Origin of the sequence: Dactylosporangium vinaceum (genome assembly GCF_019904175.1) — a bacterium.
In the GTDB taxonomy this organism is placed as follows: domain Bacteria; phylum Actinomycetota; class Actinomycetes; order Mycobacteriales; family Micromonosporaceae; genus Dactylosporangium; species Dactylosporangium vinaceum.
The window spans coordinates 9,103,951-9,118,233 of record NZ_CP061913.1 but is presented as its reverse complement, the minus strand read 5'-3'; the positions used below and the strand labels follow the sequence as shown (position 1 = coordinate 9,118,233).

Below are 14,283 nucleotides of genomic sequence, written 5' to 3'. Positions count from 1 at the left end.
ATGCGGATCACGATCGTCGGTGCGGGGTTGGCCGGGAGCCTGCTCGCGTGGCGCCTGGCCACGCTGTCTCCTGGCCTGCGTGTCGACCTCATCACCGGCCCGAGCGACGGGGCCGACGCGACGGCCGCCTCCGGTGGCCTGGTGCGAGGCTTCGAGGTGGACCCGGCAGCCGCCGCGCTCGCCGCGGAGAGCCTGGCCGAACTCGTCGCCGACCCGCGGTTGCGGGCCTGGTCGCAGTACCAGGAGGTGGGCTCGGTCTATCTGTGCGGTGCCGACGTGCGTCGCGCCGACCTCGATCGGCTGGCACCGGCGACGGCGCAGGTCGTGCCGGGCGCCTCGCTGCCGGACTGGGCGGGCTTGCCGGACGGCAGCCACGCCGTGGTCGAGTGCGCCGCCGGCTACTTCAGCCCGGCCGCGCTGCGCCGGGCCGTGCTCGACGCGCTGCCCGGCCTCGGTGTCGCTGTGCGGCGGGAGACCGTCGGGCTGGTGCCCGGCGCGGGCGCGCACGACGTCGTGGTGCTCGCCGCCGGCGCCGGTACGGTGGCGCTGCTCGCCGCGAGCGGGCTGCCCGACGGTGGGTTCCGCCGCAAACACATCCAGTACGGCCTCTACGCCGCCACCGGCACCCGGCCACCCTCCTTCATCGACGACCTCACCGGGCTCTACGGGCGGCCGACGCCGGACGGCGGGATGCTGCTCGGAGTACCGAGCACGAGCTGGGATCCAGCGGATCGGCCGGTCGCTATCCCCGCCCTGCAACGGGAGACCGAGCGCCTCGCCGCCGCGCGGCTGCCGAGGCTACGGCTCGGGGCGCTGCGCCGCACCGTGGTCGGCGTCGACTGCTACGGCCCGGACGGTCACCTCACCCTGCGACCGCTCGGGTCGCAGGACGGTCTCTACACGTTCACCGGCGGCAGCGGCGGTTCGGCGAAGACCGCGTTGGCGGCGAGCCTCGCCGCGGCGAGGCATCTCAGCTCGGCCCGGCTGCCGCAGTCGGCCGGGATCAGCCACTCACTTCGACGGGAAGTGGACGAATGCCAACGCAGCCTCTGACCGGATCACCGCACGTCCATACGATCGGCATCGGTGCCGGCCCGGCCAACCTCAGCCTGGCGGCCCTGTTCGAGGCGGTCGCCCCGGCCCGGATCGTCCTTTTCGAGCAGCAGAGCGGGCCTGGTTGGCACGATGGGCTGTTACACGAGGGCGTCCGCATGCAAACGTCCTGGATGAAGGACTTGGTGTCCACTGTGGACCCTACCCATCGGTTGTCGTTCCTCAACTACATGGTGTCGACCGGGCGGCTCTACGCCTACCTCAACGCCCAGTACGACTCGCTGCCACGGCAGGAGTACGTGCGCTACCTCGGATGGGCATCGGAGCAGCTCCGCACCGTCCGTTACGGCCAGCGGGTCGACGAGGTCGCCTTCTGCGACGACCGGTTCGTGCTGCGCGCTGGCGGCCAGACCCTCGCCACCTGCGAGCACGTCGTGTTCGGCATCGGCACGGTACCCTCGGTGCCGTCGTTCTTCCGGGAGACCGACCAGAACCTGGTGGTCGTGGCGGACCGGCTCGCCGAACGGGTCGGCGCGTTCATGGACGTGCGCGACCAGCCCGTCGCGGTGGTGGGCGGCGGCCAGACCGGCGCGGAGGCGGTGCTGAGCCTGCTCGGACGCGGATTCCAGGACGTGCGGTGGATCGGGCGCCGGCCGTGGTTCGCGCCGCTGGACGAGTCCCCGCCCGCCAACGAGTTCTACCGGCCCGCGTACCAGAAGCATCTGCACACCGTTCCTCGGGTGCACTACCGCAAGATGGCCCAGGCGCAGGTGCTGACCAGCGACGGCGTCTCGGCCCACACGCTGCGGAGCATCTACCAGCTCAACTACGACCGGCTGCTCGCAGACGAGCACGCCCCGCTGCGCCTGATGCCCGGTCGCACGGTGGTCGGCGCCGAGGCCGCCGCCGGCGAACTGCGGCTCACCTGCGCCGCCGACGACCGGCGGCAGGTCGTACCCGTGCGGTGGGCCGTGCTCGCCACCGGCCGCACCTCGGCCGCGCTGCCGGTCACCGAGGAACTGCTCAGCGAGATCGAGCTCACCGATGACGGCGAGGTGATCGTCGAGCCGGACTACTCGGTGCGTTGGAAGCGCAGCGGCCAGCACCGGATGTTCGCCCTCAACCGGGCGCGGGACAGCCACGGACCGGCCGACGCCAACCTGAGCCTGTTGCCGACCCGGAGCGCCATGGTCATCAACTCGCTCTTCGAGCGCACGGTCTACCAGTTGCGCGACGAACACGTCCACACCGAGTGGCTCTGAGCCGGCAAGGAGATATCCAGTGATCGACTACAACGGCCGGCAGTTCCGGTCGACCGCGGCGGAGACCGCCGTCGCCGGCGGCAGCCCCATCGGGCACTACCACCAGGACGGCCACATCGTGTGGGCCGAGTTCGTCGGCGGCCGGGTCCAGCGCGGCAGCCTGACCGGCACCTGCGACGCCGACGGTGTGCTGAGCCTCGCCTACGCCCAGGTCCTCGACGACGGCGAGGTCGTCGCCGGTGTCTGCACCAGCCGACCCGAGCTCCTGCCCGACGCCCGGGTGCGGTTGTACGAGCACTGGCGCCGCTTCGACGGCTCCACCGGCATCTCCGTCATCGAGGAGCTGCCCCGCGAACTCCCGGCGGAGCCGGCCACCGACAGGCACGACGTGGAGGCACGGGCATGACGACCCTCGACCTGGACCCCATGATCGCCCGGTATGCGACGGTCGCGTTCGACGACTCGACTCCGCTGCTGGAGGCCGGCCTCGAGTCGCTGTCGTTGCTGCGCCTCGCGGTCGAGGTCGCGACCGACGAGAACGCCGAGATCGACGCCAGCCGGCTGGTCGACGTCCGCACGGTCGGCGACCTCAAGGTATGGCTCCGCGAACTCGTCGAGCCCGAGGTGGTCCGGTGAGGACCGACACCGCCGCCGGCCTGCTGACGATCACCGAGTCGCAGCAGGGGCTGCTCGTCGTCGACGAGCTCGTGCCGACCCCGGAGCTCTACAATCAGGTGACCCGCTTCGACCTCGATCCCACCGTCACGCTGGCCGCCATCACCGCGGCCCTGTCCACTGTGGTTGCCGTACAGCCGTCGTTGCGGCAGGTCTTCGGCCGGCTCCCGCACCCGCACGCCCGCCTCACCGACCCGCCGGCGCTCCCTGAGCTGCCGCTGGAGCACCTCGAGGTGGCCCCGCCCGACTTCGAACAGGCCGTGCGCGAGCTGAGCGGGCGGGTCGGGCGTACCCCGTTCGCGCTCGCGGCCCGGCCCGCCTACCGATTCGGGTACGTCCGCACCACCGACGGCACCGCCGCGACAATGCTGCTGTGCACCCATCACATCGTCGGCGACGGTGTGTCGCTGGCAGCGTTCCGCCGCGACCTCGAGTCGGCGTTGACCGACCCGGCCGCACCGGACGCGGTGCAGGCTCTGCGCGAGCGACGGGAGCTGGCGTTCCGCAAGGAGCTCGAGGCGCAGCAACGCAGCTCCGCATCGGCACAGACGACCGACCGGGTCAAGGAGTGGGCCGAGCGGCTGCGTGAGGTGCCGCCGCTCGTGCTCGACCCGCGACCGGGCCGTCCGACGGAGACCGCGTTCAGCGGCGCCCGGGTGTCGTTCACGCTCGACGAGGCTGACTCCGCGGCGTTCCAGGACACCTGCAAGCGGCTGAAGATCAGCCCGTTCGTGCTGCTCACCGGCGTATACGGCGCCGTGCTCGCCCGGCACGGCGGGGTGTCGACGGTGCTCGTCGGCAGCCCGTTCACGGCCCGGCGCACCATCCGCGCGTTCGACCTGTGCGGCTTCTTCGTCAACACGCTGCCGGTGACCGTCGAGGTCGACTGGGCCCGCAGCGTCGACACCCACCTGGGCGAGGTCGTCCGCGATTCGGTGGACTTCTGCCGGGCCGCGGTGGACGTCTCGTTCAACCAGCTCGTCGCGCGCGCCCGGCCCGACCGCACCGGCACCCGCAACCCGCTGTTCTCCTGCATGCTGGCCATGCAGGACACCATCGACACGGTGGGCGGCGGCGCCATCACCCGGGTCCGGGAGATGGGCAACGGCACCGCCAAGTTCGACCTCTGGCTCGGCGCGACCCGCGTCGACGAGCGGTGGTTGCTCGAGGTCGAGTACGACCGGGAGCTGATCGCGCCCGAGGTCGCCGACGGGCTGCTCGACTCGCTGCGCGCCGCGCTGCACCGGGCGATCACCGACGGATCCCGGCCGCTCGCCGACCTGTTCGAGGACGCCTCGGCGCTCGCGAGCCTGCGCACCGACGGCTTTCCCGCAGTCGTCCCGGCGGCGACCCTGGCCGGCTGGATCGGCGCCACCGCGGCGTGCACCGCGGAAGCGGTCGCTGTCGAGGACCCGGCGGGTACGCTCACCTACGCCGCGCTCGACGCGGCCGCCGGGCGGCTCGCCGGTGCCCTCGCGGCCCATGGCATCAAGCCCGGCGACGTGGTGGGCCTGGCGCTCGACACGCTTGCCGACACCGCCACCGCGATCGTTGCGGTGCTCCGGGTCGGCGGCGTCTACCTGCCGCTGGACCGGACGCTGCCGGTGGACCGGCTGCGGTACATGGTCGGCCGGGCCGACTGCCGGCTGGTGCTCGGCACCGTGCCCGAGCTGCCCGGTGTGCGGGTCGTCGGCCTCGACGACCTGCCGGCCGGTGCAGCACCGTCCGCGGGGACGGCCGCGACCGGCGGGTACATCAGCTTCACGTCCGGCTCCACCGGACAGCCGAAGGGCGTCCGGATGGGCGAGCCGGCACTGCTCAACCTGACGGGCTGGCAGTTCGCGGCGCTCGACATGACCCCGCGCACCCGGTTCCTGCAGTACGCGCCGCTCGGCTTCGACGTGTCGTTCCAGGAGATCGTGCCGACCCTCGCGGCCGGCGGCACCGTGGTGTCCCGGGAACCGGCCGACCGCCGCGACTTCGCGGCCCTCGTGGACCGGGTCGCGGACACCCGGGTCACCCACGTCTACCTGCCGGTGGCGGCGCTGCGGCCGTTCGTCCAGAGTGCACAGCGGCGCGGGACGCTGTTCCCGGCGCTGCGACACGTGTGCGTCTCCGGCGAGCAGCTGATGCTCGACGAGCAGATCCACCGGTTCTTCATCGACCACCCGCACTGCCGGCTGACGAACCTCTACGGCCCGACCGAGACCCAGGCTGTCACCACGTACCGGCGGCGCGGCACCGACGTCGACTGGCCGGCGCACGCACCGATCGGGATGCCGCTCGCCGGCGTTGCGGCCTACGTCGTCGACGCCACCGGCCATCTCGCGCCGGCCGGGGTCCCCGGCGAACTCCACCTCGGGGGGCGTTGCGTGGCCGACGGTTACGCCGGCGACAGCGAGCGGACGGCGGCCGGATTCCTGCCCGACCGGTTCGTCACCGGGCCGACCGCGGTGATGTACCGCACCGGCGACCAGGTGGTCCGCCGCCCGCACGGCGAGCTGGTGTTCCTCGGCCGCAACGACAACCAGGTCAAGATCCGCGGGAACCGGGTCGAACTCGGCGAGCTCGAAGCGGTGGCGAACGCCGTGCCCGGCGTCCGGGAGGCCGTCGCGGTCGTGCGCGGCACCGGCGCGGACCGCGAGCTGGTCCTGTTCCTGGTCGCGGAGCACACCGGCGGCGGCGCAGTCGACCACGAGGAGGTCCGGGCCGCGCTCGGCCGGGCTCTGCCGGCCTACATGGTGCCCGCCCGCTGCTTCGACGTCGACCTGGTGCCCGTCTCGGGCACCGGCAAGACCGACCGCGCCGCGCTTGCCGCCCTCGCGGAGGAGCTCGTGTCGCAGCGCGCGGCCGAGCCGGCACCCCGGGTCGAGCACCTCGACGAGCTCGAGCGTGGGCTCGCCGCCATCTGGGCGGAGATCCTGGGCGTCGAGGGCATCGCGCGGGACCGCTCGCTGCTGGAGTACGGCGCGCACTCGCTCAACATGTTCACGGCGTTCGCGCGGATCGACGAGCGGTACGGCGTCAGCGTCCCGATGCTGGCGTTCTTCCGGTCACCGACGATCGCGACTCTCGGCGATCTCGTGCGCGCCGGCCAGGGCCCGGCGGTGGCGTCGTGAGCGCGGCCGTCGACATGGGGCGGCTCGTGCCGCTGGTGCGCCGGGGTGATCGGCCGGCCTGCGTGCTGCTCCCCGGCGCCGGTGGCGGGATCAACCCCTACCTGCGGCTCGCCGGGCATCTCGGGAGGTTCTACAACGTGTTCGCGGTCCGCGGCGCGGGGCTCGTCGAGGGCGAGGAGCCGGAGGACGACATCGCCGTGATGGCCGACTCGGCGCTTCGAGCGCTCGCCCCGGCCGGTCGCCCCGCGATCGTGCCGCGGCTCGTGCTCGGCTGGTCGTTGGGCGGTGCCGTGGCGTGGGAGATGTGCGTGCGGCTCGCCGGCGACGGGCATCGGCCCGACCTCGTCATCGTGGACAGCTCACCGCTGCCCCGGGTGTCCGACGTGGAGGCGGACGCGCTGGTCAGAGAGCAGATCGTGGCGATGCTCGGGCCCCGGCCCGATCCGCGCACCCGCGAGCGGGTCCGCAGCGCGTTCCGCGCGCATGGCGACGCCTTGGCCGGCTATTCGGCCCAGCGCACCTACGCCGGCCGGGTCCTGCTGCTGATGTGCCAGGACGACAGCACCGACGTGCGGCCCGCCGCCGTACGCAGGTGGCGGATGCTCGCCGCCGACCTCCGCGAGGACCGGCTGGACGCCGGCCACTACGCGGTCTTCGACCCGGAGCACCTGGCGCAACTGACCGGTGCGCTCGACGGTTTCCTCGCGCTTGACGCGGCGGGCCGCGCGGAAGTGAGCTGACCCGTGGTACACCTCGCACCCATCCCGACCCGCAGCGCAGTATGGTCACCGGTCGTCGCCGGGCTGCGCGCCGACGCGCTGGACTGCCTGCAGACCGGCGTCGCCGCCCTCGCCGACCTGTGGCACGGTGCCGGCAGCCACCTCGACCTCGGTGCGCCGCTGCGGTTCGCGACGCTCGCCGACGCCGCAGGACAGCCGTCGGTCGAGGCGTCGCTGGAGCAGCGGCTCGCCGAGGCGGCGGAGCTGCTCGGCCTGCGGGCCGTGGCACGGCACGACGGGCTCGACGGGCCCGCGATCCGGGACCTGGCCGGCGCCGGTGGCGGCGCGCCGCTCTACGTCGTGGCCGACGCGTACACGATGGGGTGGCTGCCGTTCGTCGAGCGTCAGCACCTGCGGCACGGCTTCCTCGTCGCCGGGGTGGGCGCGGCGGTAACGGTCGTCGATGCCTACCATGACGACACCCGGTGGGGCCCGGCCCGGCCGGGGGTGTGGCGGCTGCCCGCGGCCCGGTTCGACGCGACAGTGCGAGCCGCGACAGTTGTCGTCCTCGAGTCCGGGGACCGGCCGCGCCTCGACGTCCGGGCGGTGCTCGCGGCCAACGCCCGGGCGTTGACCGACGGGCGGCCGGCGATCGACCGCTACCTCGCCGCCGTCAGCGGTGCTGCCGGGGTCGACCGGCTGGTCCTGGACACCTGGACGCTCAGCCGGTCCCGGGCGTTGCACGCGGCCTGGCTCGCGGCGGCGGCGGACCTCACGCCGGACGCGTTGTCGGACGCCGAGGCCCACGCACAGTCCTGGCGGGACCTGGCCACCCGCGTCTTCGTAGCGGCCGCACGCGGCGGCCCGGCGGCGCTCCTCGTCGACCACCTGGCCGGGCTGCTGCACGGCGACGTGGCCCTCGCGGCCCGCCTGGCCGACGCCACGACCGTCCGGCCTGCGCCCACCGCCTCGGGGCCCGGGCCCGCGGCCCACGAGGTTCCCGGGGTGCGGCTCGCGGTCGTCGAGGCGCTCGCCGCCGTGCTGCGGCTCCCGGCCGGCGCCACCACCGGCGGCCTGCTGCGGGACCTGCCCAACTTCAACTCCTTCCGGCTCGTCGACGTGATCGAGCGGGTCGAGGCCCGGCTCGGCGTCGAGCTCGGCCCCGATGACTTCGGTCCCGCGAGCCTGCGGGACGTGGACTCGCTGTGCGCCGCGTTCGCCCGCGTCGCCGGGTCGCCCGCCGGATCCCCGCGATGAGGACGCTGCTTGACGGACGGCCGGCGGCGAGCCATTCCGTGGCGCCCGGCATCCACGTGGCGATCGCCCGGGCCGGCGACACTGCGGCCGGCGGCCACGATCCGGCGGCCGCCCGTGCCGCCCAGTCGCTGGCCGCCCGGGCGCTCCTGCGCGGCCTGCTCGCCCAGGTGGCCGGTCCGGCCGCCGCTGCGCTGCCGGTGGCGGCCACCGACAACGGACGGCCCTACCTGCCGGACCGGCCCGACCTCGGGGTGAGCCTGTCGCACGACGGCGGCTGGGTCGCGGTGGCGGTCGGCGTGGACGCCGCGGTCGGCGTCGACGTGCAGCTGCCCGCGCCTGTCACACCGGCGTTGATCAGGCGCTGCTGCACCCCCGACGCGGCGCGGGTGCTCGATGCGCTGCCCACTTTGGATCGTGACCTCGCGTTCGCCTGGATCTGGACGGTTCAGGAGGCGTGCGTCAAGGCCGAGGGCACCGGCCTCGCCGGCCGGCCGTGGACCGTTCCGGTCCCGGTCGACGGGCACCACGGCACCTGGCGCGGCTACCGGTGGCACAGCCTGCGCGACCGCGCCGGGCCGCCGTTGAGCTGCGCCCACCGACCCCTCCAGGACACAGCATCTGCCGAACGAAGTACCTCGGAAAGGGAGAACCGATGACCGACCGCACGCTCTACGACTGGTTCCTGGCCTCGGCGGAGGCCAACCCCCACGGCGTCGCGCTCGACGTCGGCGGGACCGAGCTGACGTACACCGAGCTGAAGGCCGCGGTCGAGCAGATGTCGGCGCGGATGCACCAGGTGCTCGGCCACAACCCGGTCCGGGTCGGCCTGCTCACCTCGCGCAGCCTCGTCAGCTACATCGCCTACCTCGCGGCACAGCGGCTCGGCGCCGCGTCCGTGCCGCTGAACCCGGCCGCGCCGGCCGTGCGGATGGTGACGGTCACCGAGACCGCGGGCCTCGACCTCACCGTCATCGACGACACGTCGGGCGCCGGCCTGGCCGAGTACCGCGAAACTTCTGGCATCCCGGTGCTGGACCTGACCGGAGACCGGTGGCTGCCGCTGCTGGACCGGGGCGCCGACGTCCCGGTGCCACCCCGGGTGGTCCGCGGTCCGGACGACATCGCCTACATCATCTTCACGAGCGGGACCACCGGCCGCCCCAAGGGGGTGCCGACGACGCACGGCAACGTGTCGTCGTTCATCACCGACATCGTGGTGCGTGGTCAGGTCGGTCCGGACAGCCGGGTCGGTCAGACGATGGAGATCTCCTTCGACGGCTCGATCCTGGAAATTTTCAGCGCCTGGGGCGCGGGCGCGGCCCTGTGCGTCGCTCAGCAGAGTGAGACGTACACGCCGGTGCGGTTCATCAACGACAAGCGGTTGACGCACTGGATGTCGGTGCCGTCGCTGATCTCGTTCGCCACCCGGCTGCGGGCCCTGCCGCCCGGGAGCATGCCGACGTTGCTGCACGGCATGTTCGGCGGCGAGTCGCTCACCGTGGCGCAGGCCGAGGCGTGGGCCGCCGCGGCGCCCAACGGGTCCGTCTACCACGGCTACGGCCCCACCGAAACCACGGTGATCATGACGTTGTACCGGCTCCCGCGCGACCGGGCCGACTGGCCGGTGACCTCCACCGGGGCGCTGCCGATCGGGCACCCGTTCCCGCACCTCGAATACGTGCTGCTCGACGACAACCTGCTGCCGGGGGCCGACGGGGAGCTGTGTGTCCGAGGTGGACAGCGGTTCCCCGGATACCTGGACGCCGCGGAGAACCGGGGACGGTTCGTGAGCTACGAGCCCGGCGGCCGGGCGACGCTCTACGACGGCAGCGAACCGCTCACCGCCGCGCACTGGTATCGCACCGGCGACCGGATCCGGGTCGAGGACGGCGAGCTCGTCCACCTGGGACGCATCGACGGGCAGGTCAAGATCCGGGGCAACCGGGTCGAGCTCGGCGAGATCGAGTCGACGCTGCGCCGCCACCCGGCGGTCGGCGACGTCGTCGTGGTGACCGTCAAGGCCCCCGACGGCGAGGTCGACCTGCACACCGTCTACACCGGCACGCCGGTGCCCGACGCCGACTTCCACCACCTGCTGGCCGAGCTGCCGCTCTACATGCGGCCGCGTGCATTCCACCACCGGGGCGTGATCCCGCTCACCACCTCCGGCAAGGTCGACCGCCGGCGCCTCGCCGACGACCTCGTCACCGCCGCCGCCGGCTGAGCTGCCGGGCCCACCGCAGACAGGGAGCGCTTTGCCGTGACCACAGAACCCTTCACCGTCCCCGCGACGCCCATGCAGGAGGCGCTGTGGTGGGTGCACCAGCGGGCCAGGAACAAGTCGGTCTACAACATCACCTGGCGGCTCGGGTGCGCAGCACCGCTCGACGCTGACGCGTTGCGGACCGCGTGGCAGCAGCTGGTGAACCGGCACGAGGCGCTGCGGACCCGGGTGGCGCGGCACAACGACGTGGTGACCCTCATCGTCGTGCCGCAGGCCACCGCCCGGGTCCAGCTCGTGACACTCGACGACCCGGGCTCGGTACCGGTCGGCGTGCTGCTGCGGCTGATCGCGGAGGAGTTGCAGGAACGGACCACGGCGCTCGACGAGGCGCCGCTCGCCCGGCTCACGATGGTCCGGGTCGGCGACGAGCACGAGCTGGTGCTGACCGTGCACCACGTCGTGGCCGACGGCTGGGCGATCCAGCTGCTCGTCGCCGACCTGTCCGTGGCCTACGCCGCGGCCCTGCGCGGCGAGGCGCCGCCGTGGCCGGCCGAGCCGCCGGTGCCGTTCTCGGTGTACGCCCGCGAGGTGGCGCAGGCCCGGGACGACGGGCGGTGGCAGGACAGCCTGCAGCACTGGCGCAAGGTGCTCGAGGGCGCGACCGCCACGACGGTGGTGGCGGACCGGCAGCGGTACGCGAGCACCGGTGCCGCTGGGGCGATGCTGCGGTACGCGTTCAGCGGCGAGGCCGCCGACGGCATCGCCGCGCTCGCGAAGAGCATGTTCGCCACGCCGTTCGCCGTGGTGCTCGCCGGGGTGCAGATCGTCCTGGCCCGGGCCTGCGCGCCGCACGCCGACGCGGACATCTCGGTGGGGGTGGTGGCCGCCAACCGGAACGGTCCGCGCGACCAGCAGCTCGTCGGGTACCTCGCGAACCTGTGTGTCGCCCGGGCCACTGTCTCGCCGGGGGACACCATCGGCGACGTGGTGGGCCGAGCCCGCGACGCCGGCTGGGAGATGCTGGTACACCAGGCGGTGCCCTACCCGGTCGTGTTCGCGGCGCTCAGCGACGACACCCAGACGATGCTCCGCGAGTCGGTTCCCCTGCTGCTGAACTACCTGGGCCCCATCGGCCGCGGACTGTCCATAGGGGACGTGGCCATGACGGTCCACCCCACGCCCAACCGTGCGGCGCGGGCGGACATCGGGCTCGGCCTGCTCGACGACGACGGCACCCTGCTGATGGAGATCGAGTACAACACCGGGCGCTACGACGAGCAGACCGTGCTGCGGCTGCTGCACGACCTCGACGCGGTGTTCGCCGCGGGTGGCGCGGACCCGGACCGGTTGGTGGGTTCGCTACCGGTCCAGACCCGGGCCACGGCGGGCTATCTCGACCACCGCCAGGCCGCGCCAGACACCGAGGAGCTGCCCGCGTCGGCGGCCATGACCCAGGTGGCGCGGGCGTGGACGCAGGTGCTCGGCGCGCCACCGCGCGGACCGGACGAGGACTTCTTCGCGGCCGGCGGCCGATCGCTCAAGGTGCTGGAGCTGGCCGCCGCCGTCGAGGCCGAGGCCGGCACGCCGCTGGACGTGGTGACCTGGCTCGCCGAGCCGTCACCCCGCCGGGCCGTCGCTCAGCTCGAGTCGGGCACCGCGGAGACGACTCCGGCGAACAGCACCGTCGTGCTGCTGCGCCCCGGCACCGGACCGCACCTGCACCTCGTACACGGGGCCGGTGGCGCGGTGCAGGACTACCGCGACCTGCTGGCCGCGTTGCCGGCCGACTGGCGGGTCACCCTGTCGCAGGAGCGTGAGCCGCACGAATCGGTGCCGGCGATGGCGGCCCGCTACCGCACCGACCTCGACGCCACCGGCGCCCGGCCGGACGTGCTCGGCGGCTGGTCGATGGGCGGCCAGATCGCGTTCGCGATGGCCACCGGGTACGGCGCTGAGGCGCCCGCGTTGCTGCTGCTGGACTCCACGCCGCCGGTGGGGTACGAGATCCCGGCCGACATCGACCGGCTCCGGCTCGACGCGTTCATCACCGGAGTACTGCGCGCGGTGGAGCTCACCGGGCCGGCACCCAGCACGGGCGACGACGAGCCCGACGCGGATCTCGCGCTGCGGGCGCTCGCCGCCTACCTGTCCGCCGCCGGGCAGCCCGTGCCCACCGCGGTGCTTCTCGAACGTTGGGCCACGTACCACCGCCACGCCGTCGCCGTGGCGTCCTTCGTCACGACCGAGCAGGTCGACGCGCCGGCGCTCGTCGTCGGGGCGGGGCTGCTCGATGTGCAGCTCGACGAGTGGGCGCAGCGGCTGCGGCGGCCACCGGACATCCTGCGGGTGGCGGCCGACCACCACGGCGTGCTGCGGGCGCCCTTCACCGGGCAGGTCGCCGAGGCGTTGCAGCGGCTGACGGCGGCGACCCGATGACGCCGGACGGCACGCTCCACACCTGGTTCCGAGACCAGGCCCTGGCCCAGCCGGACGCGCCGGCACTCGAGGTGGCGGGTCGGACCCTGTCCTACCGCGAGCTGCTCGACGTCAGCGAACGGCTGGCGGCGCGGTTGCGCGCGGCGGTCGGCGGCCCCCCGACGGCGGTGGGGCTGCTCGCCTCGCGCAGCCTGGCGGCCTACGCCGGGTACCTCGCCGCGCTGCGACTGGGTGCCGTCGTCGTGCCGTTGAATCCGCGTTTCCCCCTGGCGCGCAACGAGCTGATCTGCTCGAAGTCCACAGTCGACGTGCTGGTCCTGGACCACGCCCAGACCGACCTCACGGTGGGTACCGCGGTCCCGCTGGTCGGCGACCGGTGGGATGCCGACCTGCCCGCCGCCGGTGCCGACCCTTACCAGGGCACCCCGGACGACGTCGCGTACACGCTGTTCACCTCCGGGTCGACAGGCGTGCCGAAGGGGGTGCCGATCCGGCACCGCAACGTCGGGCCCTACTTGCGACACTGCGTCGAGCGCTACGCGGTCGGCCCGGGGTGCCGGCTCTCGCAGACGTTCGACCTGACCTTCGACCCGTCCGTGTTCGACCTGTTCGTCGCGTGGAGCGCCGGCGCGACGCTGGTGGTGCCGCAACCGGACGAGATCCTGCAACCGGCCCGGTTCGTCCGCGACAAGCGGATCACGCACTGGTTCTCGGTGCCCTCGGTCGTCTCGCTCGCCCGCCGGATGCGTCAGCTGCGCCCGAACAGCATGCCAGATCTGCGGTGGAGCCTGTTCGCCGGCGAGCAGCTCACCCTCGACCAGGCCGCCGCCTGGGCCGCCGCCGCGCCCGGCAGCACTGTCGAGAACCTCTACGGCCCGACCGAGCTGACCATCACCTGTGTCGGCTACCGGCTGGCCGCCGAGGTCGCGGCGTGGCCACGCACGTCCAACGGCACCGTGCCGATCGGGCGACCCTACCCGCACCTGGAGGGGATCGCGCTGGCCGAGGACGGCCGGGTCGGCGACGACGGTGAGCTGTGCGTACGCGGCCCGCAACGGTTCGACGGGTACCTCGACCCGGCACACGACGTCGGCCGGTTCGTCACCGTCCGCGACGGCTTGTCGGTCCCATCGACCGCGCCCACACCCGCATCCACCGACTGGTATCGCACCGGCGACCGGGTGCGCCTGGAGGACGGTGCCTGGGTCCACGTAGGACGCATCGACGACCAGATCAAGGTGAGCGGCTACCGCATCGAGCTCGCCGAGATCGAAGCGGTGCTGCGCGGGCACCCCGGCGTGCTCGACGCCGTCGTGCTCGCGCTGCCCGACGGCAACGACTCCGTCGCGCTGCAGGCGCTCTACTGCGGCGACGGGGTCGAGGAGGCCGACGTCGCCATGACGCTCCAGCGGCAGCTGCCCAGCTACATGCTGCCGGGGCGGTACCTGCGGGTCGACGGGTTCCCCGTCAACGCCAGCGGCAAGGTGGACCGCAGCCGCCTCGCCGCAGAACTGACGTCCGGCGACCGGAGGGACTGA

At 73.4% G+C, this 14,283-nt stretch carries 11 protein-coding genes; all 11 read left to right on the top strand.

Features of this window, described 5'->3' with window-relative positions:
* From Dvina_RS40795 to Dvina_RS40745, 11 genes are read left to right on the top strand one after another with little or no spacing between them, the layout of a single operon-like run.
* Window positions 1-1,053, top strand: coding sequence for an NAD(P)/FAD-dependent oxidoreductase (locus Dvina_RS40795; RefSeq protein ID WP_223095448.1), 1,053 nt, complete (start codon window positions 1-3; stop codon window positions 1,051-1,053).
* Window positions 1,035-2,315 carry a lysine N(6)-hydroxylase/L-ornithine N(5)-oxygenase family protein gene (locus Dvina_RS40790; protein WP_223095447.1) on the top strand — a complete coding sequence of 427 codons (1,281 nt, stop codon included), beginning with the start codon at window positions 1,035-1,037 and terminating at the stop codon, window positions 2,313-2,315. Before Dvina_RS40795 ends, Dvina_RS40790 begins: the two co-directional genes overlap by 19 nt.
* A 19-nt stretch (window positions 2,316-2,334) precedes the next feature.
* Window positions 2,335-2,721 carry an avidin-fold protein gene (locus Dvina_RS40785; RefSeq protein WP_223095446.1) on the top strand — a complete coding sequence of 129 codons (387 nt, stop codon included), beginning with the start codon at window positions 2,335-2,337 and terminating at the stop codon, window positions 2,719-2,721.
* Window positions 2,718-2,951, top strand: coding sequence for an acyl carrier protein (locus tag Dvina_RS40780; RefSeq protein WP_223095444.1), 234 nt, complete (start codon window positions 2,718-2,720; stop codon window positions 2,949-2,951). Before Dvina_RS40785 ends, Dvina_RS40780 begins: the two co-directional genes overlap by 4 nt.
* Window positions 2,948-6,109: a non-ribosomal peptide synthetase gene (locus Dvina_RS40775; protein ID WP_246655641.1), complete on the top strand. Its 3,162-nt coding sequence runs from the start codon at window positions 2,948-2,950 to the stop codon at window positions 6,107-6,109. Before Dvina_RS40780 ends, Dvina_RS40775 begins: the two co-directional genes overlap by 4 nt.
* A complete protein-coding gene (locus tag Dvina_RS40770) occupies window positions 6,106-6,849 on the top strand; it encodes an alpha/beta fold hydrolase (RefSeq protein ID WP_246655640.1) in 744 nt (247 codons plus the stop codon). The genes Dvina_RS40775 and Dvina_RS40770 overlap by 4 nt, the downstream gene beginning before the upstream one ends.
* A 3-nt stretch (window positions 6,850-6,852) precedes the next feature.
* Window positions 6,853-8,085 (top strand): acyl carrier protein, encoded by a 1,233-nt coding sequence (locus Dvina_RS40765; protein WP_223095441.1) that lies wholly within the window; start codon window positions 6,853-6,855, stop codon window positions 8,083-8,085.
* Window positions 8,082-8,741, top strand: coding sequence for a 4'-phosphopantetheinyl transferase family protein (locus tag Dvina_RS40760; RefSeq protein WP_223095440.1), 660 nt, complete (start codon window positions 8,082-8,084; stop codon window positions 8,739-8,741). The genes Dvina_RS40765 and Dvina_RS40760 overlap by 4 nt, the downstream gene beginning before the upstream one ends.
* Window positions 8,738-10,309, top strand: a complete 1,572-nt coding sequence (locus tag Dvina_RS40755; protein WP_223095438.1) for an AMP-binding protein — start codon at window positions 8,738-8,740, stop codon at window positions 10,307-10,309. The genes Dvina_RS40760 and Dvina_RS40755 overlap by 4 nt, the downstream gene beginning before the upstream one ends.
* A 36-nt stretch (window positions 10,310-10,345) precedes the next feature.
* Window positions 10,346-12,745, top strand: coding sequence for a condensation domain-containing protein (locus tag Dvina_RS40750; RefSeq protein ID WP_246655639.1), 2,400 nt, complete (start codon window positions 10,346-10,348; stop codon window positions 12,743-12,745).
* The gene (locus tag Dvina_RS40745) at window positions 12,742-14,283 is read left to right on the top strand and encodes an amino acid adenylation domain-containing protein (RefSeq protein WP_223095436.1); all 1,542 of its coding nucleotides are present in this window, start codon (window positions 12,742-12,744) and stop codon (window positions 14,281-14,283) included. Before Dvina_RS40750 ends, Dvina_RS40745 begins: the two co-directional genes overlap by 4 nt.